The sequence below is a fragment of the Sphaerisporangium viridialbum genome (assembly GCF_049674955.1).
GTDB classification, from domain to species: Bacteria; Actinomycetota; Actinomycetes; order Streptosporangiales; family Streptosporangiaceae; genus Sphaerisporangium; species Sphaerisporangium viridialbum.
This window is the reverse complement of record NZ_CP187232.1, coordinates 9,117,714-9,140,314: the sequence shown is the minus strand read 5'-3', so window position 1 is coordinate 9,140,314 and position 22,601 is coordinate 9,117,714. Positions and strand designations below refer to the sequence as shown.

At 71.8% G+C, this 22,601-nt stretch carries 19 protein-coding genes; 9 read left to right on the top strand and 10 right to left on the bottom strand.

The features are described from left to right. Positions 1-16 precede the first annotated feature (16 nt). Genes ACOZ38_RS41105 through ACOZ38_RS41095 form a run of 3 tightly spaced genes read right to left on the bottom strand, consistent with a single transcriptional unit; the run spans position 17 to position 2,717 of the window. Positions 17-610, bottom strand: coding sequence for a hypothetical protein (locus tag ACOZ38_RS41105; protein WP_424536274.1), 594 nt, complete (start codon positions 608-610; stop codon positions 17-19). Further along, positions 607-2,046 (bottom strand): sensor histidine kinase, encoded by a 1,440-nt coding sequence (locus ACOZ38_RS41100; RefSeq protein ID WP_424536273.1) that lies wholly within the window; start codon positions 2,044-2,046, stop codon positions 607-609. Before ACOZ38_RS41100 ends, ACOZ38_RS41105 begins: the two co-directional genes overlap by 4 nt. Further along, on the bottom strand, positions 2,043-2,717 hold the full coding sequence (locus ACOZ38_RS41095; RefSeq protein WP_405141730.1) for a response regulator: 675 nt from the start codon (positions 2,715-2,717) through the stop codon (positions 2,043-2,045). Before ACOZ38_RS41095 ends, ACOZ38_RS41100 begins: the two co-directional genes overlap by 4 nt. A gap of 379 nt (positions 2,718-3,096) precedes the next feature. Here ACOZ38_RS41095 and ACOZ38_RS41090 point away from each other — a divergent pair, with 379 nt between their 5' ends. Beyond that, entirely contained in the window at positions 3,097-3,831 is a 735-nt protein-coding gene (locus tag ACOZ38_RS41090; protein ID WP_424536272.1) for a lytic transglycosylase domain-containing protein, read from the top strand. A 107-nt stretch (positions 3,832-3,938) separates the two neighbouring features. Next, positions 3,939-5,939: a glycosyltransferase family 2 protein gene (locus tag ACOZ38_RS41085; protein WP_424536271.1), complete on the top strand. Its 2,001-nt coding sequence runs from the start codon at positions 3,939-3,941 to the stop codon at positions 5,937-5,939. Between the two features lie 60 nt (positions 5,940-5,999). On the opposite strand, the gene ACOZ38_RS41080 is transcribed toward ACOZ38_RS41085, so the two are convergent. From ACOZ38_RS41080 to ACOZ38_RS41060, 5 genes are all read right to left on the bottom strand, one after another. Further along, positions 6,000-6,677: a phosphotransferase gene (locus tag ACOZ38_RS41080; RefSeq protein ID WP_424536270.1), complete on the bottom strand. Its 678-nt coding sequence runs from the start codon at positions 6,675-6,677 to the stop codon at positions 6,000-6,002. Between the two features lie 220 nt (positions 6,678-6,897). Then, positions 6,898-8,313, bottom strand: a complete 1,416-nt coding sequence (locus tag ACOZ38_RS41075; RefSeq protein ID WP_424536269.1) for a class II fumarate hydratase — start codon at positions 8,311-8,313, stop codon at positions 6,898-6,900. Between the two features lie 15 nt (positions 8,314-8,328). Beyond that, positions 8,329-10,590 (bottom strand): serine/threonine-protein kinase, encoded by a 2,262-nt coding sequence (locus ACOZ38_RS41070; RefSeq protein WP_424536268.1) that lies wholly within the window; start codon positions 10,588-10,590, stop codon positions 8,329-8,331. A gap of 45 nt (positions 10,591-10,635) precedes the next feature. After that, the gene (locus ACOZ38_RS41065) at positions 10,636-11,865 is read right to left on the bottom strand and encodes a serine/threonine-protein kinase (protein WP_424536267.1); all 1,230 of its coding nucleotides are present in this window, start codon (positions 11,863-11,865) and stop codon (positions 10,636-10,638) included. An 80-nt stretch (positions 11,866-11,945) separates the two neighbouring features. Continuing rightward, complete coding sequence (locus ACOZ38_RS41060; RefSeq protein ID WP_424536266.1) at positions 11,946-13,601, bottom strand: fumarate hydratase; 1,656 nt, start codon at positions 13,599-13,601, stop codon at positions 11,946-11,948. A gap of 206 nt (positions 13,602-13,807) precedes the next feature. Here ACOZ38_RS41060 and ACOZ38_RS41055 point away from each other — a divergent pair, with 206 nt between their 5' ends. The 7 genes from ACOZ38_RS41055 (at position 13,808) to iolD (ending at position 20,814) form a co-directional block, all read left to right on the top strand. After that, the gene (locus ACOZ38_RS41055; protein ID WP_424536265.1) at positions 13,808-14,131 is read left to right on the top strand and encodes a hypothetical protein; all 324 of its coding nucleotides are present in this window, start codon (positions 13,808-13,810) and stop codon (positions 14,129-14,131) included. Between the two features lie 212 nt (positions 14,132-14,343). Continuing rightward, positions 14,344-15,327 carry a Gfo/Idh/MocA family protein gene (locus tag ACOZ38_RS41050; RefSeq protein WP_424536264.1) on the top strand — a complete coding sequence of 328 codons (984 nt, stop codon included), beginning with the start codon at positions 14,344-14,346 and terminating at the stop codon, positions 15,325-15,327. Continuing rightward, the gene (locus ACOZ38_RS41045; protein WP_424536263.1) at positions 15,324-16,292 is read left to right on the top strand and encodes a TIM barrel protein; all 969 of its coding nucleotides are present in this window, start codon (positions 15,324-15,326) and stop codon (positions 16,290-16,292) included. Before ACOZ38_RS41050 ends, ACOZ38_RS41045 begins: the two co-directional genes overlap by 4 nt. Next, positions 16,289-17,233, top strand: coding sequence for a 5-dehydro-2-deoxygluconokinase (gene iolC / locus ACOZ38_RS41040; RefSeq protein WP_424536262.1), 945 nt, complete (start codon positions 16,289-16,291; stop codon positions 17,231-17,233). The genes ACOZ38_RS41045 and iolC overlap by 4 nt, the downstream gene beginning before the upstream one ends. After that, positions 17,226-18,107, top strand: coding sequence for a class I fructose-bisphosphate aldolase (locus ACOZ38_RS41035; protein WP_424537182.1), 882 nt, complete (start codon positions 17,226-17,228; stop codon positions 18,105-18,107). Before iolC ends, ACOZ38_RS41035 begins: the two co-directional genes overlap by 8 nt. Then, positions 18,107-18,976, top strand: a complete 870-nt coding sequence (gene iolB, locus ACOZ38_RS41030) for a 5-deoxy-glucuronate isomerase (protein ID WP_405141716.1) — start codon at positions 18,107-18,109, stop codon at positions 18,974-18,976. Before ACOZ38_RS41035 ends, iolB begins: the two co-directional genes overlap by 1 nt. After that, a complete protein-coding gene (gene iolD, locus ACOZ38_RS41025; RefSeq protein WP_424536261.1) occupies positions 18,973-20,814 on the top strand; it encodes a 3D-(3,5/4)-trihydroxycyclohexane-1,2-dione acylhydrolase (decyclizing) in 1,842 nt (613 codons plus the stop codon). Before iolB ends, iolD begins: the two co-directional genes overlap by 4 nt. 14 nt (positions 20,815-20,828) lie before the next feature. Here iolD and ACOZ38_RS41020 read toward each other — a convergent pair whose 3' ends face one another. Then, positions 20,829-22,028 (bottom strand): MFS transporter, encoded by a 1,200-nt coding sequence (locus ACOZ38_RS41020; protein WP_424536260.1) that lies wholly within the window; start codon positions 22,026-22,028, stop codon positions 20,829-20,831. 101 nt (positions 22,029-22,129) lie between these two features. Next, positions 22,130-22,531, bottom strand: a complete 402-nt coding sequence (locus ACOZ38_RS41015) for a hypothetical protein (protein ID WP_424536259.1) — start codon at positions 22,529-22,531, stop codon at positions 22,130-22,132. Positions 22,532-22,601: the final 70 nt, after the last annotated feature.

Genomic DNA, 22,601 nt, shown 5'->3' with positions numbered 1-22,601 from the left:
TCGTCGTGGCCGGCGGTCACGGCGGGAGGTTGACATTGGCCGCCGCGAGGTCGTGGTACTCGCGGCAGGTGTGCTCGCCCAGCGCCATCGGCCCCTTGGCCGTGGTCTGAGTGATCTTCACGGCCCAGATCTCCTCGCGCAGCCGTGCTGTGCAGGTGATCTGGGCCATCGCCGTACGCCCGAGCCTGCCGGGGCCGTTCACTATCACGTGCAGCCGCAGGCCCACGGGGTTCTCCGGGTCGTTGCGTACGCCGCTGTCCACGCCGTACCGCCCGAGGACCGTCTGTTCGAGCCGGAACCCCCGCAGCCCGGTGCCGAGGCCGTCGCCCGACCGCTTGCCCACCTCGAACAGGGCCGTGATGACGTCCTGGGCCGCCGCGGAGGCGGTGGCGACGTTCTTGGGCGCGAGCCGCCCGTCCCGGAGCAGGTAGACGGTCGCGGCGGCGCCACGGGCGCTTATCACCGGGGCCGGCCCGGCGTCGACGACGCCCGTCGGGTCCACGCCGCACGCCGCCGTACCCGCCAGCAGCGCGGCCAGGGCCGGCACGGCGAGCCGGGCCAGGCGCCAGCCTCGGCGCGGGGGGCGGGGAACGCGTTCAGGGAGACTCATGGGTGCGGTATCCACAGGGTGAACTGGGTTCCGGGGTCGCACAGCTCCACCCTGATCGTGCCGCCGTGCAGCTCGGCGTTGGCCTTGGCGATCGCGAGGCCGAGCCCGCTGCCCTCGCTGCGCGCCCTGCCCGCGCCCACCTTGTAGAAGCGCTCGAAGACGTGGGGCAGCGCCTGCTGGGGGATGCCCTTCCCTCGGTCGCGCACCTTCACCTCCAGGCCGCTGCGGAGCGCGCGCGCGGTCGCCGTCACCGGGGGCGCGCCGTGGTGCAGGGCGTTGCCCATCAGGTTGGCCACGATCACGTCGAAGCGCCGGGGGTCGAGCGAGAACGACAGCCCGCGCGGGACGTCCAGGCGCACGCGGCCCGTCCATCCCCTGATCTCCAGGCAGTCGGCCAGCGCCTCGCCGACTTCGACGTTCTCCCTGGTCAGCACGGCGGCGCCGGAGTCCAGCCGACTCGCCTCGATGAGGTGCTCCACCAGGACCCGCAGCCGGTTGATCTCGCGGACCACGAGGTCCACGGCCTTGCCCGCGTCCGGGGGAAGGCGCTCCGCCTCCTCGGTCAGCATGTCGGTCACGGCGGTCATCGCGGTCAGCGGAGTGCGCAGCTCGTGGGAGACGTCGGCCACGAAACGCCGCGACATCGCCTCCAGGGCGCGCAGCTCCGACACGGTCTGCTCCAGGGCCGAGGCCGTGTCGTTGAACGTCGCGGTCAGCCCGGCCAGCTCGTCGCGGCCGTGCACCGGCAGGCGGGTGTCCAGGCGCCCGGCTCCCAGCGCCCGGGCGGCGTCGCCGAGCCTGCGTACCGGGAGCAGGACGCTGCGCGCGGACACCAGCGCGACGGTGAGCGCGATCGCCAGCGTGATCCCCGAGGCCTGGGCGAGCGCGGTGCGCAGCCGGGCGAGGACCCCGTCCTCCTCCTTCAGGGAGACGAACACGAAGACGGTCATTCCGGTCGGGCGGACCGCCCCGGTACGGGTGAGCCGGTGCACCTGGGTGCCGATCAGCAGCCAGGGCTGATCCCTGATCAGCAGCCGCTGGCGGACCATGCGCGACGAGGCCTGCCTGCGGAGCTCGATCGGGACGTCGTCGAGCGCGAGCCTCGTGCCGGTGCTCAGCCGCTCCTGGTCGCCGTACTTGAGGATCACCTGGCGGTCGGGACCCCCGAGGGAGTCGGCGAGGTTGGTGAGATCGCTCTCGGTGACCACCGCGTCGGTCGGCCAGAGCAGGTCGCTGGTGCCGATGGGCAGCGATACCCGCTCGAGGACGCTCTTGACGTCGACGGTGGCGCTGCTCTCGACCCGGTCAAGCAGCGCGCGGCGGACGAGCTGGTAGCCGATGCCCGCCACCAGGGCCGAGGCGGTCACCGCGACGAGGACGAAGGTGATGACCAGCCGGCCGCGCAGTCCGGTGGGACGACGGCGGCCGATGCTCACGGGGGGCTGAACCGGTACCCGAAGCCCCGCACGGTGTGGATGAACACCGGCTCGGCCGGCACTGGCTCGATCTTGGCGCGGATGCGCTGCACGCAGGCGTCCACCAGGCGGGAGTCGGCCACGTGGTTGTGGTCCCAGACCGCGCGCAGCAGGTACCGGCGGTTGAGCACCTGGCCGGGATGGCGTACCAGTTCCAGCAGCAGGCGCAGCTCGGTCGGCGTGAGGTGTATCTCGCGGCTGGCCAGGGTGACCTTCAGCGCTCCCCGGTCGACCACCAGGTCGCCGAAGCTGATCCGGTCCGCCGAGGCGGACTCCAGGCGCCGCAGGACGGCCCGGATGCGGGCGTCGAGCACGCGCGGCTCCACGGGCTTGACCACGTAGTCGTCCGCGCCGGCCTCCAGCCCGACCACCATGTCGAGGTCGTCGCCGCGTGCCGTGAGCAGGATTATCGGCAGGGAGTCGAGCCTGCGGATGCGCCGGCACACCTCGACGCCGTCGATTCCGGGCAGCATGACGTCAAGGATGACGATCTCGGGACGCCGGGCGCGCACGTGGTCGAGGGCCTCCTCGCCGGTCGCGTAGGCGGTGACGGAGTGGCCCTGCCGCGTGAGTGCCAGCTCGAGCCCCGTCCTGACGGAGGGATCGTCTTCGACGAGAAGGATGCCGGCCACCCGGACATTATTGCCGAAACTCCGTTATCCCCTTCTCTGTCACAGAACTGTGACGTGGCACCGACGCAACCCCGACAGTAACTAAGCAGCCTGAGGGGGTCCGCGCCCGAGCCGGGGTTCCCGCGACGCCCTCCTGCCGTACCGGCCCAGAGGGGCGGGGGTGTTCACGCCTCGTTCACGGACGCGCCTCCCGGATGGCACGCCATCCGCCGCCCTCCGGTGCGGGGGTCCGGAGGGCGGGCGCGGGGCGGGTGGTGTGACGAGAATCACATTGAGGGGGATAAGCGCACGTTACTCCACAGTTAGGCCATGTGTCCTTCAAAGAACTTTGACGTTTGGGTTGCGAACCACCCCCTATGTCACGGCAAGCTCATAGGCCGTGAGCTCAGGTCAGCAGTTGCGGGACAGGCGAGGCAGGCGGGACGACGACCATCCCCCGCCGCCGCGCGGCCGTGCGCGCCAGCGGGCCGGGCGCAAGGCCTGGCTGACCCCCAAGCGCGTGATCGGCGTCGGGCTGTCCCTGGCGGTGGTCGCGGCGCTCGGCGTCTTCGTGGTCAAGACCGTCAAGGAGAACGAAGCGGCCTCGGCGAACCCGCTGACGCTGGACGACCTGATGCGCGTGAACGACCCGTTCGCGCCCGACCCCGAGACCGACGCGCTCAAGGCCGTCGCGGCTCAGGCGCAGCGGGCGTACGACATCAAGAACGCCCGCAAGAAGGGCGCGGCGGGCTTCGACCCCGTGAAGATCGTCAGGAAGGCGCCCGGAGGCGAGGGCTTCACCCCGCAGGCCTTCCCGCCCGGTTCCCAGCCCAATCCCGGCAGCAACAAGGCGCTCGGCCAGAAGATGGCCGCCGCGCGCGGCTGGTCAGGCGAGTGGGGCTGCCTCGAGAAGCTGTGGGACAAGGAAAGCCACTGGAACGAGCGGGCCATGAACCGCAGCAGCGGCGCGTACGGCATCCCGCAGGCCCTGCCCGGCAGCAAGATGGCGAGCGCGGGCAACGACTGGCAGGTCAGCGCGGCGACCCAGATCGAGTGGGGCCTCGGCTACATCGCGGCCCGCTACAAGACCCCCTGCGGCGCGTGGGGGCACTCCCAGGCGACCGGCTGGTACTGACCCGCGGGCCGGCAGGGTACTGAACAGCGCGAACTCTTAGTCAGGGTTGTTTGACGTTTCGGCAAGCCTGGCTGCGCCCCGGTGGTGCGCGTCGCACGCTGGCCCACATGGGTGTGAAGGTCAGCGTGGTGGTGCCGGTATCAGAGCCAGGCCCGGACGATGACGCGTTCGACGCGTGCGTACGTTCGCTGCTGGAGCAGTCGATGCCGTCGGACGAGTACGAAGTGATCTTCGCGGACGACAGGTCGGGGGACGGCACGCGGGAACGCCTCGACGCCGTCGCCGCCGTACGGCCCAACGTCAGGGTCCTCCACCTGGAGCACACCGGCTCGCCCGCGCGCGGGCGCAACGTGGGCCTGGCCGTCGCCCAGGGCGAGTACGTCTACCTGCTCAGCCAGCGCGACCGGCTGGAGCGCGTGGCCCTTGAGGTGATGTACCGCACGGCCGTCGAGACCGACGCCGACGTGCTGATCGGCCGGCTGGTCGCCGGCGACAACCCGCCCCCGAGGGCCTTCACCCGCAACCGTGAGCGCGCCGACGTGCTGCGCGACCGCCTCCTCGGGCTGCCGACGGCGCACAAGCTGTTCCGCCGCGCCTTCCTCGACACACGCGAGATCCGCTTCTCCGACCTCGATCCCGAGCTGTCGGAGCAGGCGTTCGTCATCGAGGCGTACCTGACGGCCAAGGTCATCGCGATCCTCGCCGACCACATCTGCTGCCATGTGGGCCCCGTGCCCGACCGTACGGTGGACCCGGCGGCCCACGTCGCGGGGATCCGGGCGATCCTCGACATCATCGACGCGCACAGCGACCCGGGGGACCAGCGCGACCGGCTGCGCGCCCACTGGTTCCGCACGGGCGTGCTGCGCCTGCTGGGCGGTCGCCCCCTGCTGTCCGCCCGCTCTGACCAGCGTGCCGCGCTCTTCGCCGCTCTGCGTCAGCTGACCGCCGAACGGTTCGGCGAGGAGCTGGATCGCCATCTGCCGGTCCACCTTCGCGCCCGGGCGGTTCTGGTCCGGTCGGGCGAGCTGGGGCGTCTGGTGGCCCTCAGCGAGGCTTCCAGGGGTACGTCCGTGCGCGCCGAGCTGCGCGACGTGCGCTGGGAGGAGGGCACCCTCCTCATGGACCTGGCCGTGGAGATCGTCGGCGCAGAGGGGGCGCCGGTGACCTTCAGGGCCGAGGGCGACCGCCTCCACTGGACGCCCCCGCTCGACGGCCTGGCCCTGCCGCCGGAGGTCACCGACGTGACCGAGGCGGTGGCCAGGGCCCGCATGGAGGTCTACATCCGCCACATGGACAACGGGCTGATCTACTTCCTCCCGGTGGCCGGCGAGGTGTGCCGGTCGCAGGAGGGCGACAGGGTGCGCGTCTGGGCCGTCGGACGGGCCCGGCTGGATGTGGGCACGGCCGCGCTCGGACGTGCGCTGCGCCCTGGCGAGTGGGAGGTGCACGTCCGCATGCACAGCGGCGCGCAGCAGGCCCGCACCCGCGTCGCGGGACACCGGGGGGATCAGCTGAGCTGCGTCGGAGTGCTCGCCGGGCAGCCGCACAAGCTGATCATCCCCTGCTGGTCGGACCAGAGGGAGCTCAGCGTGTGCGTGGAGCCCCGGTCGTTCTCCGAGTCGATCGTGCTCGTCTCGCCCGGGGCCTCGGTCACCCACAGGGAAGGGCACGTGTTCGTCGTCCTGCCCGTCCCGTACGTCCCGCCGAGCGGCGGGCCTCCGGCGGAGCTGGTGCTGCGGCAGATCGCGAGCCGGGGACGGGTCATCGCGGTCCCCGCGCTCGTCGAACCGGGGGTCCCCGGCCGCTTTCCCGGCCAGCTCGTCGCCAAGGTCGCGGTACGCCGCTTCCCCGGCGAGGGGCACATCGGCCCCGGCCTGTGGACGCCGCGCCTGCGCGTCGACGGCAAGGAGGTCGACCTGCGGTTCGTCCTGGAGATGGGCAGGGGAGGCAAGGCGAGGATCCAGGCCGGGGGAGAGCCGGGCCTGCTCTCGGCCAGGCGGTCCATCCTGGGCAGGCTGGCGTCCCACGTCCCCGGCGGCAGATACGCCGTCCGCCTCGCCCACGCCGTCCAGCAGCGCTACCTCCCCTCCCCACCCCCGGACTGACCACTACCTGGAGCGCGCCCGCCAAGCCGGCTGACCCGGTCTTCTTCTGGGATGCGTCACCTAACCCAGCTCGGATGCCAGCTCGGCACGGTGCTTCGCGACCCAGTCGTAGGCCGCCCGCAGCGAACGGACCGTGCCGTCGTCGCGGAGCCGGATCATCGCCGGCTCCCCGGCGGCGGCGGCCGCCTCGATGCCCCGCCGGCATCGATCCTGCCACCACAAGATCGACTCCAGCAGATCCTCGCGGCCGTCCAGCCCGTAGGCGTCGCTGATCAGACGGATGCGGCGGGCGGCCTCCCGGACGTCCCCGACGCCGGGACCGAGGTCCAGGTACTGCCAGCACACGTGCGCGACGTCATGGATCCGCCGACCGGGAGCGGCCAGGTCCCAGTCGATGAAGGCCACCGGGCGCAGGCCCGAGCCGAGATCCCGGTAGACGGTGTTGCTCGGAGAAAGGTCGTTGTGGCAGACGACCTCCTCTTCCCCGGCGAGCGGCGTCCCGGCCGTCAGGTCGTGGAACTCCCTGACCAGCCCCGCCACCCGCCCCAGGCTCTCGTCCGAACCGACCTCGGCGGGCTGGACCGGCTCCCAGGCCGCGTGGCCGTCCACGAAGCTCAGGATCTCCCGTCCCCGCTCGTCCACCCCGAGGAACCGGGGAGCCCCGCCCCAGCCGGCCCGTTCGAGATCACCGAGAAGCTCGTGGACGAACCCCGGCCGCCCCACCGTCCGGCGCCGCACCGTGTCCCCTACCTGGACGACACCGTTAACGGACCCACCTGACAGGAACACCTCGGACACGGGGAGGTCGGATGGCCCCTGAAGGGCTCCTGCGAGTGCGGACGGGTGTCCAGGCAGTGGAGGTGTGATCCCATGCCCCTCTTCGGTGTTGCCCTCGAAGGGGTCCTCCGCCATGCCATCAGCGTAAGCGTCTACGCGTCCCTCGCTTGGCCCTGGGGTTTCAGGGTGATGTGTCGGATTCCTCGGGTTTTGGGGGGGAGGTCATGGAGAGGACGTCCAGGGCGGCGTCGAGTTGCTCCTCCGTGAGCTTGCCTGAGGACACGTGGCCGCGCTCGATCACGACCTCCTTGATGGTCTTGCGCTCCTTGAGCGACTGCTTGGCGATGCTCGCCGCCTCCTCGTACCCGAGGGTGCGGTTGAGCGGGGTCACGATCGACGGGGAGGACTCGGCGTACTCCCGCAGGCGGTCGGCGTTGGCGGTGATCCGGTGCACGCACTTGTCGGCGAGCAGCCGGGACACGCTGGCCAGCAGGCGGATCGACTCCAGCACGTTGCGCGCGATGACCGGCATCATCACGTTGAGCTCGAAGCTCCCGGACGCCCCTGCGAACGTGACCGCCGCGTCGTTGCCGATGACCTGGGCCGCGACCATGGTCACCGCTTCGGGGACCACAGGATTGACCTTCCCCGGCATGATCGAGGAGCCGGGCTGGAGGTCGGGGAGGTTGATCTCGCCCAGGCCGGCGCGCGGCCCGGACCCCATCCAGCGCAGGTCGTTGGCGATCTTGTTGAGGGACACCGCGACCACGCGTAGCTGGCCGGACAGCTCCACGAGCGCGTCGCGGGCGCCCTGGGCCTCGAAGTGGTCGCGGGCCTCGGTGAACGGCAGCTCGGTGGCCTCCCTGAGCTTCTGGACGACCCCCTTGGCGAACCCGGGCGGCGTGTTGATGCCCGTGCCCACCGCCGTGCCGCCCAGGGGCAGCTCGGCGAGCCGGGGCACCGTCGCGCGCAGCCGTGCGATGCCGTTCTCCACCTGCGTGGCGTAGCCGCCGAACTCCTGGCCCAGCGTCACCGGCGTGGCGTCCATCAGGTGCGTGCGCCCCGCCTTGACCGTCTCGGCGAACACGTCGGCCTTCTGGCGCAGCGCGATGGCCAGGTGGTCGAGCGCCGGGATCAGCTCGTACGCGACGTCCACCATCGCCGCCACGTGGATCGACGACGGGAACACGTCGTTGGACGACTGCGACGCGTTGACGTGGTCGTTCGGATGCACCGGGCGGCCGAGGCGCTTCTCGGCGAGCGTGGCGATCACTTCGTTGGCGTTCATGTTGGACGAGGTGCCAGAGCCGGTCTGGAAGACGTCGATCGGGAACTCGTCGTTCCACTCACCCTCGGCGACGTCGGTGGCGGCCTCGGAGATGGCCTCGGCCATGTCGGCTTCGAGGACGCCCAGCTCGCCGTTCACCTCGGCCGCCACTGCCTTGATCAGCCCGAGCGCCGCTATGTGGGCCGGTTCGAGCCCGCGCCCCGATATCGGGAAGTTCTCTACGGCGCGCTGCGTCTGCGCCCGCCACTTGGCCGACGCGGGGACGCGTACGTCGCCCATCGAGTCATGTTCGATCCGGAAATCCTCCATGACTCCAGTTTTGCTCTACGAGCCGCCGGATGTGTCCCTGCGGGCGGGCTGGAATGAGGAGAGGACCGTTTCGAGCTGTGGCCGGTGGGACTTCCAGCCGGCCTCCGGTGTGGACCAGTAGATCGCGTAGCTGTCGCCGCCGGGCACGGCGACCCAGCGGGACAGCACGTGAGCCGGGCCTGAGCTCGCGGTGTAGGTGAACTCCCAGTCGGCCACATCGGTGCCGGGGTACGGCGCCGGGGTGGTCACGGCCAGCCGGATGAGCTTGTACCCGGGATAGGTGCCCGCCGCGACGGCCCGCGCCTGCGCGGCCTTCGCCGCGCCGAGGACGTCCGCGGTGCCGTTCGCCGAGCGGCTGATGCGCACCGTACGGACGTCGCCCTCGGCGCTGAACCCGACGCCCCCGCCCTTCGCGACGCCGCGCAGCTTGGACGGGAGGTCGATGATGTAGCCGGTCTTGTCGATGTAGCGGCGGAGCCCGGAGGCGGGCGGCGTGGCCGTGCTCGTGCTGCCTGTGTCAAGGGTGGTGCTCGCGCCGGCGTCGACGGTCGAGGCGGTGGTGCCCCCGCCGGAGCCGCCCGACACCTTGGCCCCGTTCGGATCGGTGGCGCCGCTGCTCGACACCGCGGCGGCCACGAGCATGACGATGGCCGCCAGCCCGAGCAGGGCCACGCCGACCAGGATGATCATCCCGGCGGGGCTGCTGCCCCGGGGCGGCGCCGTGCCCTGGAAGGCGAACAGGTCGGTGCCCAGCCCGTTCTCGGGCGTGGCCGGCTCGGTCCAGGAGCTCGCGTCCTGCGCCGCCCCCTGCGGAGAGAGCGTTCCAGCGGCGGCCGGCGCGACGGCTCCTCTGGCCCCCGGCGGGGTCTGGACCCCGGCCGTGGCATGGGAGGCGGCGGCTTCCTGCCTAGCGGGGGGTGTCCTGGACGCGGGGGCTGTCGTGGGCGCGGGCGGTGTCCTGGACACGGGAGGTGCAGGGCGGGGGGCGCGTGCGGCGGGCGCCGAGGGTGCGGGGGAGGGGCTCTGGATGGGGGGAAGCAGCCCGACCATGGTCGCCTGGCCGTCCTCGTCGGCGTCTGTGGAGACGGCCTTGCGCGCGGGGGCCGGACGGTCGGCGGGAGCGTCCTTTTCGGACTGGACTCCGGGGATGCGCAGGCCGCCCTTGGGACGGATGACCATCATCGTCTGGTTCGGATCGACGTCCGGCTCGGAACCGGTACCCGGCTCGGAGGCGTCCGGCGACGGCGGCGCCGCCGAGGCGGCCGCGATGCCTGGCGTCCGATCAGGGCTGGGCCCGGCCGAGGGCCGTCCGCCTGGAGGGCTGGACGCGGCGGCGGGCTTGGACGTGCCGTTGGTGTCCCGGGTGGTGGGGGTTTTAACGGTGGCGTCGGGTTTTTGAGTGGCGGGGGGTTTCGGGGGCGCGGCGTGTGGGGGGCTCGCGGCGGCCTTGGCGGCGGAGGTGCGGGCGACCGCGCGGAGCCGGGAGACGGCCTGGTCGTGCGTGAGCCGCTTGGTGTGGTCCTTCTCCAGCAGCGCCTCGAGCGCGGGGCGGAGCGGGCCGGCCTGGGTGGCGGGGTCGGCCTGCTCGGTCATCAGCGCGGCCAGCGTCTCGCTCACCGAGTCGCGTTCGTACGCGGGCCGGCCCTCGACCGCGAAGTACAGCGTGGCGCCGAGCGACCACAGGTCGGACTCGGGGCCGGTGTGGTCTCCCCTGGCCCGCTCGGGGGCGGTGTAGCCGGGTGACCCGATCACCATGCCCGTCTTGGTGATGTTGCTGTCGCCCGCCGCCTTCGCGATGCCGAAGTCGGTGAGCACCACGCGTCCCGTGTCGGTCAGGAGCACGTTGCCGGGCTTGACGTCGCGGTGCAGGATGCCCTGATCGTGCGCGGCGCCGAGCGCTCCCAGCAGGTCGAGGCCGATCTCGGCGACGAGCCGGGGCGGCAGGGGCCCCTCCTCGTCGATCACCTGCTCCAGCGACCTGGCCTCGACCAGCTCCATGATGATCCACGGGCTGCCGTCGACCACGATGGCGTCGTGGACGGTGGCCACGGAGGGATGGGCGATCTTGGCGGCGGTGCGGCCCTCGCGGATCATGCGTTCGCGCAGCTCGTCGCGTTGCTCCTTGCTCAGCCCCGAGTCCTGGCGGATCTCCTTGACGGCCACGTCGCGGCCGAGGAGGCGGTCGTGAGCGCGCCAGACAGTGCCCATCGTCCCTCTGCCGAGGGGGGTGATCAGCTCATATCTGTCGGCGAGCAGCCGCCTCTGCTGTTCCGGCATGAGTAAGAAGATAGCGACAGTGACTTGTGAATTGCTTTCGACGCACTAACGCATATTTTTTGGCCAGAAGCGGCGCGGCAGGACCATGCGCACGATATCGGACAGCTGGCGCATCACCTGGCTCAGCTCGGGGTTCGCGGGAGCCCGGCGGCGGCCCGGCGCGACTTCCGGCGGCTTGCGGTGCACCCCTTCGGCGGCCCTGCGGGGCATGCGGGGCTGCGGCACGGGGCCGGGATCGCGGGGCGGCAGGTAGACCGGGCGGGCGTCGGGCCTGGCGTCGGCCCGGTGCTGACCCCGGTGGGACGGCCTGCGGGGCGAAGGCGAGGACGGGGACGACGGCGACAGGGCGCCCATCGAGGCGTGCGGCGCGGGCGGCGGCATGCCGCCCATCGTGGCCGGTGGCTGCTGGCGGGGCGACGTGCGGTGGGCGGGGCCTCCGAGCGGCTCCTCGGCCGAGCCGCCCGCCGCCACGCGGGCGAGCATGAGCGAGGCGCGCATGCCGTCGAGCCGGGCTCCCGGGTCGATCTGAAGCAGGCCGCGCAGGATGGGGGCGAGCGGCCCCGCCTTGTCCATGGGGATCGGCTCACCGCTGGTGAGCGCGGCCAGCGCCGCCGCGGCCGTACGCCTGCCGTGCAGGCCGCGGCCCTCGACGGCGGTGTACAGGGTGGCGCCGAACGACCACAGGTCGGCGCCGGGGCTTGCCTTGTCGCCGAGGACGCGCTCGGGGGCGATGTAGCCGGCGGAGCCGAGCACGATGCCGGCCTGCGTGATCGACGCGTCGCCCTCGAGGGCGGCCAGGCCGAAGTCGGTGAGCACCGCGCGGTCCTCGGTCACCAGCACGTTGCTGGGCTTCACGTCGCGGTGCAGGATGCCCTTGGCGTGCACGGCCCGCAGTGCGCCGAGCACCTGGCGGCCGATCTCGGCGACGCGGCGCGGGGGAAGCGGCCCCTGCTCCTTGACCAGGTCTTCCAGCGATCGCGCGTGGAGGAGCTCCATGACGATCCAGGGCCGGTCGTCCTCGGTGACGACGTCGAAGACGGTGATCACCGAGGGGTGGGCCACCATGGCGGTCGCCCGGGCCTCGCGCTCGGTGCGGGCGCAGAGCTCGGCCCGCAGCTCCTCGTCGAGGACCAGCGGGAGGCGCACCTCCTTGACAGCCACGTCACGGTCGAGCAGGTCGTCGTGCGCACGCCAGACGGTGCCCATGCCGCCGCGGCCGACCGGCTCTACGAGCCGGTAACGCGAGGCTAGCTCGTATCCGGACGGGGCGCGCATGGGTGGCAGCTTACCGATTTGTTTATCGCCGCCTGTAGAGGCCATGCCGATTCTCTGTTGAGATCTTCCGTCAGATTTTGTCAGATTCGGCGACCGATGGTGAGCACGGGGCCACTGGTGTCCTCGAAGAAGTCTGCGCCCTTGTCGTCGACCACGATGAACGCGGGGAAGTCCTCCACCTCGATCTTCCAGACGGCCTCCATGCCGAGCTCCGCGTATTCGAGGACGTCCACCTTCCTGATGCAGTCCTGCGCGAGCCGGGCGGCCGGGCCGCCGATCGAGCCGAGGTAGAAGCCGCCGTACTTCTGGCAGGCCTCGGTGACCTGTTTGGAGCGGTTGCCCTTGGCCAGCATCAGCAGGGACCCGCCCTCGGCCTGGAAGCGCTCGACGTAGGAGTCCATGCGGCCGGCGGTCGTCGGGCCGAAGGACCCCGAGGCGTACCCCTCGGGTGTCTTGGCCGGTCCGGCGTAGTAGACGGCGTGGTCCTTCAGGTACTGCGGCATCTCCTCGCCGGCGTCGAGCCGTTCACCGATCTTGGCGTGCGCGATGTCACGGGCGACGACGAGCGGGCCGGTCAGCGAGAGCCGGGTCTTCACGGGGTAGCGCGTGAGCTCGGCGAGGATCTCGCTCATGGGCCGGTTGAGGTCGATGGACACCACGTCGTCCGAGAGGTGCTCGTCGGTCGTCTCGGGCAGGAAGCGCGCCGGGTCGGTCTCCAGCTTCTCCAGGAAGACGCCCTCCGGCGTGATCTTGGCGAGGGCCTGCCGGTCGGCGCTGCACGAGACGGCGATCGCCACCGGGCACGAGGCGCCGTGCCGGGGGAGCCGGATCACCCGCACGTCGTGGCAGAAGTACTTGCCGCCGAACTGCGCGCCGATGCCGAGCTTCTGGGTGAGCTCGAAGACCTTCTTCTCCAGCTCCAGGTCGCGGAAGCCGTGACCCGAGGGGGAGCCTTCTGTGGGGATCGTGTCGAGGTAGCGCGCGGAGGCGTACTTCGCGGTCTTCAGCGCGTACTCGGCGCTGGTGCCGCCCACGACCACCGCCAGGTGGTACGGCGGGCACGCGGCGGTGCCGAGGGAGCGGATCTTCTCCTCCAGGAACCGGAGCATCCGCTTCTCGTTGAGCACCGCCTTGGTCTCCTGGTAGAGGAAGGACTTGTTGGCGCTGCCGCCGCCCTTGGCCATGAACAGCAGCTTGTACTCGTCGGGGTGGCCGTGCGGGTCCTCGGCGTAGAGCTCGATCTGGGCCGGGAGGTTGCTGCCGGTGTTCTTCTCGTCCCACATGGTCAGCGGGGCCATCTGGGAGTACCTGAGGTTCAGCTCGGTGTAGGCGTCGTAGACGCCGCGCGAGATGTGCTCGGGGTCGGCGCCGTCGGTGAGCACGTGGCGGCCGCGCTTGCCCATCACGATCGCGGTGCCGGTGTCCTGGCACATGGGGAGCACGCCGCCGGCCGAGATGCTCGCGTTCTTGAGCAGGTCGAGGGCCACGAACCTGTCGTTGCCGCTGGACTCGGGATCATCGATGATCTTGCGGAGCTGGGCGAGGTGGGACGACCGCAGATAGTGCGAAATATCGTGAATCGCGGTCTTGGTCAGGAGACGCAGCGCCTCCGGGTCCACTTCCAGGAACGTACGGCCCGCCGCCTCGACCTTCCGCACCCCCTCAGCCGTGATCAGACGATATTCCGTCTCATCGGGGCCCATCGGAAGCAGGTCGGTGTAGTCGAACTCGGGCATCGCCTGTGCTCCTCCGTATTCGTGGCGCGCTCGCCGCCGTCCTGTGCAGGGTACGGCTCCCTGTGACGTCCTCCTGACGCGGGGCTGTGCACACTTGGCACAACCTTGGCGTAGAGGTGGCGTCCCTCCATCACATGCGGGTCGAATGCGTTGATATGTGCGTTCGATAATGAAAGTACGCGCGACATCCAAGATCGGGGGAAATCATGGATCCGGGCAACATCGTGGTGGTGGTCCTCGGAGTGATGGTCGTCGCGTCGGCGCTGGGAGTCGCGCTCGTCACCATCGTTCTTTGCGGCATAAGGGGCGAGCACACGCAGTGGCCGGTGACTCCTGACGCCAGGCACGCGCCGCACGCACCCGAGCTCACCGCCGCCGAGGCGCGTGCGGCCGGGACCGAGGGCCGCCATGAGGAAGACGGGGGAGAGCACCCCGAGTGGACGGCCCGCGAGCTCGCGGGCGAGGACCTGCGGCCGGTCGGCACCCATGAGGAGAAAAACGCCGCGCCGGGACGGGCGCGATGGTGGTGACCGACCTCCCGTCCCGGGGGCCCGGATCTTCCCGTAACCGTGGAACGTCCGGGCTCCCGCGTGTGCGGGCCATCGCGTGCGGCCCCCGGCGGCTCACGACGTCGCCAAGACCATAGTTCGTCTGAATGTCAGGACAAATTCTTGACTCCCGGCATTCTGATACTTAGAACTGTGGACGGGTCGTGATGAGCTGATCGAGCCGCGGAGGCAGTATGCGTGTGGGTCTGTTGGGTCTTGGCCGCATCGGAGCGTTCCACGCGACGACGCTCGCCGCCCATCCGGAAGTGGGCGAGCTGATCGTGTCGGACGCCGACGAGGTGCGGGCCAAGGAGGTGGCGGGCCGGGTCGGCGCGCTGGTCGGGGACGCGTTCGAGGCCGACGCCGTGGTCGTGGCCACTCCCACCTCAACCCACGCGGAGCTGATCCGCAGGGCCTGCGACGCCGGGATCCCGGTGTTCTGCGAGAAACCCGTCGCGCCGGGCATCGAGGAGACCGCGCGCGTCGTCGAGGCGGCCGCCCGCAGCGGCACGCTCGTCCACATCGGCTTCCAGCGGCGCTTCGACGCCGGGTACGCCGCCGCGCGCCGGGCGCTGCGCGGCGGCCAGGTGGGCGAGCTGCACAGGGTCCACATGCTGACCGCCGACCCCCGGCCGCCGGACGCCGCCTACATCCCCCTCTCCGGCGGCATCTTCCGCGACTGCCACATCCACGACTTCGACATCCTGCGCTGGGTCACCGGCCGCGAGGTCGAGTCGGTGTACGCCACGGGGGCCAACCGGGGGGCCGCGTTCTTCGCGGAGGCCGGCGACGTGGACACCAGCGCCGCGCTGCTGACCCTCGACGACGGCACATTGGTGACGATGCAGGGGTCTCGTTACAACGGCGCGGGGTACGACGTGCGGATGGAGCTCGCAGGCACACGTGACACGGTGGTCGTCGGGCTGGACGACCGCGTGCCCCTCACCTCGGCCGAGCCCGCCGCCGAGTTCCCCCGCGGCGAGGCGTGGCCCGACTTCGGCGCCCGCTTCGAGGCGGCGTACGTCACCGAGATCGGGGCCTTCCTCGACAGCGTGCGCGATGGCGGGCAGAGCCCCTGCACCGTCCAGGACGCCCTCGCCGCCCTGCGCGTCGCCGAGGCGGCCGAGCTGTCCAGGAGCACCGGGCGCCCGGTGCGGGTCGCGGAGGTGACCGTATGAGCGCCCCGGCCGCCCCGGGCACAGGCGCATCGACCGGCCCGGTGCGGATCGCCGCCGCGCCGATCTCATGGGGGGTCTGCGAGGTGCCTGGCTGGGGCCACCAACTCGGCCGCGACCGCGTACTCGGCGAGATGCGCGCGCTCGGCCTGACCGCCACCGAGCTGGGCCCCGACGGCTTCCTGCCCCCGTCTCCCGAACACCGCCGCACGCTCCTTGAGTCGTACGGCCTGAGCGGCATCGGCGGCTTCGTCCCGGTGGTGCTGCACGATCCCGCGTACGACCCGGTGCCGGAGGCGCAGGCCACGCTTCGGGCGTTCGCCGAGGGTGACGTGGGGACGGTCGTGCTGGCGGCGGCGACCGGCGCCGACGGCTACGACGAGCGGCCCGTGCTCGACGCCGAGGGCTGGAAAACGCTCCTGGCCAATCTCGGGCGCGTGATGGAGGCGGCGGAGCGCTTCGAGCGGGCCGTCACCCTCCACCCGCACGTCGGCACCATGATCGAGACGCGTGACGAGGTCGACCGGGTGCTCGACGGCTCCGAGATGCCACTCTGCCTGGACACCGGCCACCTTCTCATCGGGGGCACCGACCCGCTTGACCTGGTGTCCAGGGCAGCAGCCAGAGTCGCACACGTTCACCTGAAAGACGTGGACGCCACGCTCGCCGAGCAGGTCCGCGCGGGCGGGCTCACCTACACCGACGCCGTGCGCGCCGGCGTCTACCGCCCCCTCGGCAGGGGCGACGTGGACGTGGCGGGCATCGTGACCCGGCTCGGCGACGCCGGCTACCAGGGCTGGTACGTCATGGAGCAGGACGTCGTCCTCGACGGCGAGCCGGCGAGCGGCGAGGGGCCACAGGCCGCGGTCCGCGAGAGCCTGGCGTACCTTTCGGCTCTCTCGCGCCCCGCCCCCGAGGCGGTGCCGGGATCCGGTCTGCCCGGGTACGGCGTGGAAGGCCCCGCATGACCGAGGTGCTCACGATGGGCAGGATGGGCGTTGACATCTACCCCCTCCAGGTCGGCGTCTCGCTGCGCGAGGTCGAGACCTTCGGCAAGTACCTCGGCGGCAGCCCCGCCAACGTCGCGGTCGCCGCCGCCAGGCTGGGCCGCGCGTCCGCCGTGATCACCCGCACCGGGGCCGACCCGTTCGGGGAGTTCCTCCACGACGCGCTGCGCTCGTACGGCGTGGACGACCGCCATGTCACCGAGGTGCCGGGGCTGCCGACGCCGGTGACGTTCTGCGAGATCCGGCCGCCGGAGGACTTCCCGCTGTACTTCTACCGCTATCCCAAGGCACCCGACCTGGAGATCCACCCGCACGAGCTGGACCTCGCCGCGATCAGGGACGCGCGCCTGTTCTGGGCGACGGTCACCGGGCTGTCCGAGGAGCCGTCCAGAAGCGCCCACTTCGCCGCCTGGGAGGCCAGAGGCCGCGCGCCGCTGACCGTGCTCGACCTCGACTACCGCCCCACGTTCTGGACGTCGCCCGAAGCGGCACGAGAATGGGTACGCCAGGCTCTGCGGCACGTCACCGTGGCCGTGGGAAACCTCGACGAGTGCGAGGTGGCCACCGGCACGCGCGAGCCGTACGAGGCGGCCAGGGCGCTGCTCGACCAGGGCGTCGAGCTGGCGGTCGTGAAGCGAGGGTCGGGAGGCGTGCTGGGCATGACGGCCGGGGAGACCGTGGAGGTGCCGCCGGTGCCGGTCGAGGTGGTCAACGGGCTCGGCGCGGGCGACGCGTTCGGCGGCGCGCTGTGCGACGGCCTGCTGGCCGGCCGGAGCCTCGCGGAGACCCTGCGCTTCGCCAACGCGGCGGGGGCGATCGTCGCTGGACGGCTCGCCTGCGCGCCGGCGATGCCCACGGTCAAGGAGGTCGAAAGCGTGCTATCGGGGGATGTCCATGCGTGACGAGGACCGCAGGAGGCTGGCCGAGTACCGCGCCAGGTACCCCGAGAAGATCGCCCAGGCCGCGGCGGAACGCCGGCGCAGGCCGCTGCTGGCCGACCGGGACCAGATCCTGATCATCGCGGCCGACCACTCGGCCAGAGGTGCGCTCGGCGTGCGCGGGCGGCCGATGGCCATGGCCAGCCGCATCGACCTGCTCGACCGGCTGTGCGTCGCGCTGGCACGGCCGGGGGTCGACGGCCTGCTCGCCACCCCCGACATCGTGGAGGACCTGCTCCTGCTCGGCGCCCTGCACGGCAAGGTGGTGATCGGGTCGATGAACCGCGGCGGCCTCCACGGCACGGCCTTCGAGTTCGACGACCGCTTCACCGCCTACGACACCGAGTCGATCGTCCGCATGCGGCTCGACGGGGGCAAGATGCTCTGCCGCGTCGGCCTGCGGTCCGCCGAGACGGCGGACACGCTGGAGTCCTGCTCGCGCGCCGTGACCAGCCTGGCCAGAGAGGGGCTGGTCGCCATGGTCGAGCCGTTCTGGTCCCACAGGGACGAGGGCGTCGTCCACCACGACCTGTCCCCCGAGGGCATGATCCACGCCATCCACGTCGGCCAGGGGCTCGGCGCGACCTCCGCGCACACCTGGCTGAAGATCCCGGTCATCGACGAGATGGAGCGGGTCATGGAGGCGACCACCCTGCCCACCCTGCTGCTCGGCGGCGACCCGACCGCGGCCCCCGACCAGGTGTACTCCTCGTGGAGCAAGGCGCTGCGGCTTCCCGGCGTGCGCGGTCTCGTGGTCGGGCGCGCGCTGCTCTACCCGCCCGACGACGACGTGGCCGCGGCCGTCGACACCGCCGCCGGGCTGCTGGAGGTGTCCTGATGTCGTACATTCCCGCGGGCTCCACCGCCGAGTCCCCCTGGGCCCTGCTGATCTCGCCCGAGAGCGCCGGATGGGCATACGCCGGGCTCCGGGCGCTCAACCTCTCGGGCGAGACGGTCGAGTTCGCCACCGGGGGCGAGGAGATGCTGGTCGTCCCGCTGTCTGGGTCCTGCGCCGTCGAGTGCGACGGGGTGCGCCTCGAACTGCGCGGCCGCGAGTCGGTCTTCGGCGGCGTCACGGACTTCGCCTACCTGCCCATCGGGTCGAGCGTCCGGTTGAGCGGGGAGGGCCGGTTCGCCCTGCCGTCGGCCGTCGCGACGCGGCGGCTCCCGGTGCGGTACGGCCCGGCCGAGGACGTCCCGGTGGAGGTGCGGGGCGCCGGGCAGGCCAGCCGGCAGGTCAACAACTTCTGCGCTCCGGACGCCTTCGAGTGCGACAAGCTCGTCGCCGTCGAGGTGCTGACCCCCGAGGGCAACTGGTCGTCCTATCCGCCGCACAAGCACGACACCGAGGCCGACGGCGAGGCGGTGCTGGAGGAGATCTACTACTTCGAGGGCGGTCCCGGATACCAGCGGGTGTACGGCTCGCCGGGCAGGCCGATCGACGTGCTGGCCGAGGTGAGCTGCGGTGACGTGGTGCTGGTGCCGCACGGCTACCACGGGCCCTCGATGGCGGCCCCCGGCTACGACCTGTACTACCTGAACGTGCTCGCCGGGCCCGCGGACAAGCGTTCCATGGCCTTCTGCGACGACCCCAGGCACGCCTGGATCCGCTCAAGCTGGGAAGGCCAGGCCGTGGACCCCCGCGTCCCCATGACCTCGTACGACCGCCCATCACCCGCGAACGGCAGGCCGGAGGCGAAGGCATGACGACGATCAGGCTCACCGTGGCCCAGGCGCTGGTGCGGTTCCTCGCCGAGCAGTGGAGCGAGCGCGACGGAGTGGAGCAGCGGCTGATCGAGGGCTGCTTCGGCATCTTCGGGCACGGCAACGTCGCCGGCATCGGCCAGGCGCTCGCGGAGCAGGGCGCGGGCCTCGGCGACCCGCTGCCGTACTACCTGGCGAGGAACGAGCAGGCCATGGTCCACACCGCCGTGGGCTTCGCCAGGACGCGCAACCGCCTGTCGGCCTTCGCCTGCACGACGTCGATCGGCCCGGGCGCCACCAACATGGTGACCGGGGCGGCGCTCGCGACGATCAACAGGATCCCGGTGCTCCTCCTGCCCGGCGACATCTTCGCGACCCGCGCCGCCGGGGCCGTCCTGCAGGAGCTCGAGGACCCCCGGTCGTACGACGTCAGCGTCAACGACTGCCTGCGGCCGGTGTCGCGCTTCTTCGACCGGGTCAACCGGCCCGAGCAGCTCCCCTCGGCCCTGATGGCGGCGATGCGGGTGCTCACCGACCCCGCCGAGACGGGCGCGGTGACGCTCGCCCTGCCCCAGGACGTGCAGGCCGAGGCGTACGACTGGCCCGCCGAGCTGTTCGCGCGCAGGGTGTGGCACGTGGCGAGGCCCATCCCCGACGCGGCCGCCGTGGAGCGGGCCGTGGAGGCGATCAGGCGTTCGCGGCGCCCGCTGATCGTCGCGGGCGGCGGGGTGGTCTACAGCGAGGCGTGGGAGGAGCTCACCGCCTTCGCCGAGGCCCACGGCGTGCCCGTGGGGGAGACCCAGGCGGGCAAGGGCGTCCTGCCGTACGACCATCCGTGCGCGCTCGGTGCGATCGGGCACACGGGCACGGCCGCCGCCAACGCCGTCGCACGCGAGGCCGACCTGGTCATCGGGGTCGGCACCCGTTACACCGACTTCACGACGGCTTCCCGCACGCTCTTCGGCGACGCCCGCTTCGTGAACCTCAACGTCACGGCCTTCGACGCGGCCAAGCACGCCGGCGTCATGCTGGTGGGCGACGCCCGCGAAGGGCTCGCGCTGCTCGACCTCGGCGGCTGGAAGGCCGACCCGTCCTGGACCTCACGGGCCGCCGAGCTGGGCCGCGCCTGGCAGGACACGGTCTCGGCGCTGTACGCGGGGGACACGCTGACGCAGCCTGTGGTGCTCGGCGTGCTGAACGAGGTCGCGGGGCCGGACGGCGTGGTGGTCAACGCCGCCGGATCGATGCCCGGTGACCTGCACAAACTGTGGCGCGCCTCCGACCCGAAGGCGTACCACGTCGAGTACGGCTACTCCTGCATGGGGTACGAGATCGCGGGCGGCCTCGGCGTGAAGCTGGCGGCGCCGGACCGCGAGGTCTTCGTGCTGGTCGGCGACGGCTCGTACCTGATGATGGCCCAGGAGATCGCCACCGCCGTCCAGGAGGGCGTCAAGCTGGTCGTGGTGATCGTGGACAACCACGGCTTCGCGTCGATCGGGGGCCTGTCGGAGTCCGTGGGCGCGCGGCGGCTCGGCACGGCGTACCGCAGGCGCTCGCCGGAGGGCAGGCTGGACGGGCCGTTCCTGCCGGTCGACCTGGCCGCCAACGCCGCGAGCCTCGGAGCCGACGTCCTGCGCGCCTCCGGCCCCGACTCCCTGCGCGTCGCCCTCACCAAGGCCAGGGAGTCCGGCACCACGACGGTCGTCTACCTGGAGACCGTCCCAGGCCCGTCCCCGGAGACCACTGCCTGGTGGGACGTCCCCACGGCCGAGGTCTCCACCACCCCCGGCCTCCACGAACGGTACGAGCGGGCCAAGCGCGCCCAGCGCCCGTACCTCTAGACCCGTGGCGGGGCTCAGGCCTCGCTGGGCCGCGGTGCCAGAAGAGATCGTGACGGCTGGAAGCCGCGGGCCAGGAGGATGATGGCCGCCGCGAGGACGAGGGGGGCCGCGAAGGCCACCTGGTAGTTCGCGGCGTCCGCGATCCCGCCGACCAGGGCCGCTCCGACGATGAAGCCCACGTAGTTGAACATGTTGACGCGCGCGATGGCCACGCCCGTGCCGGCCGGGTCGAGCCGTCCGGCGGCGGAGAACGACTGGGGGGCCACGACCGACAGGCCCACCCCGGTCACGCCGAAGGCGACGATGGCCAGGGGCTCGTTCGGGGCGGCGACGATGCCGGCGAACCCCAGGGCGGCGAGCGCGCCCCCGACGCGGACGATCGCGGCCGGGCCGTACCTGCGCACGGCCAGGTCGCCACCGGCCCTGACCACGAAGGTCGTCGCCTGGTAGGCCCCGAGCGCCAGTGGGACGACCGCCGCCGACGCGTGCATGATCTTGTCCATGTAGACGGACCCGAAGTTGGAGATCGACGCGTCGCCGACGTAGAGGAAGGCCATCGCGAGGCACAGCGGCAGGATCGGGCGCCACGGGAATCCACCGCCGGCGGGCGCGGGCGTGCGGGATTCGGCTTCCGCCGGCCGCACGTGTTCTTCCTCGGGGGCGCACAGGGCCGGACCGGCGAGCACGGCGATGGCCACACCGGCGATCATGGCGACGGCGAAGGTCGCGGGAAGGCCGAGCCCCATGCCTCCGGCGGCCGAGGCCCAGACCGCGCCGACGACCGCCGCGGCGCTCCACAGCGCGTGGAACCCGGTGAGGATCGCCCTGCCGTACCTCCGCTCGATCGTGACGGCCTGCATGTTCATGCCCGCGTCGACCGCGCCGAGGCACAGGCCGAACAGCACGTTCGCGGCGACCAGCTCGGGCACGCCGGCCGCGAGCCCCGCGAGCACGACGGCGAGACCGGCGAGGGGCTGGGCGACCCGGAGCACCACCCTGCTGCCGTACCGCTTGGCGATCTCCCCCGCGAGAACGCTGCCGGCGCCCGCGATCACGGGCACGACCAGGAGCAGGATGGACAGCTCGCCGTCGCTGAGCCCGTGCTTCTTCTGCAGGGCCGCGACCTGGGTGAGCAGGGTGGCGAACGTCAGCCCCTGGACGAAGAAGACGGCGAAGGCGGCGAGGCGCGCGCGCCGGTCACGTGGGGTGGGCACCACGGCCTCCGAGGGGGGACAGAGGGGGAAACATGAGGCTAATTCAGGTTTCGCCAGGGTATGGTCGCGGCCCACACCGGTCAATGGCCCAGAGCGGAGGGTTAGGGCCAGACTCTCTCGCCGGACGGGGTGTCCGGGGACGGTGACAGGCGCACCGCCCTGGTGTCCTGCACGGTGAAGGCGTGCACCACGTGGCGGTTGTGGACCAGGAAGCCGATGACCCCCGCGACGGCCTGCCCGCCCCCTGCGGCGTTCGCGTGGCCGGTCAGAAGGTAGATGCGAGGAGCCGACAGCTTGTCGAGCAAGAACTGGCGGCCGTGGCGGTGGACGTCCTGGAGGGCCTTGACCGGGATCGGCTGGTCGGAGGTGAACCACACGGCGACGTCCCAGACGGGCAGATCGGGGTCAGGGTCGGCCGACTCCTCATAGCAGCTGACGCAGCCGTGACGGGCGTCCTGCCCGTGGGGGCACGCCCAGAAAGCGGCATCGTCCCGGTAGCTCAAGCGGTCGGCTCCTTCTCGCACAGGTCGGCGATCATCGCGGCGGCCTCCGGTGAAGCGGGGCAGCCGTAAC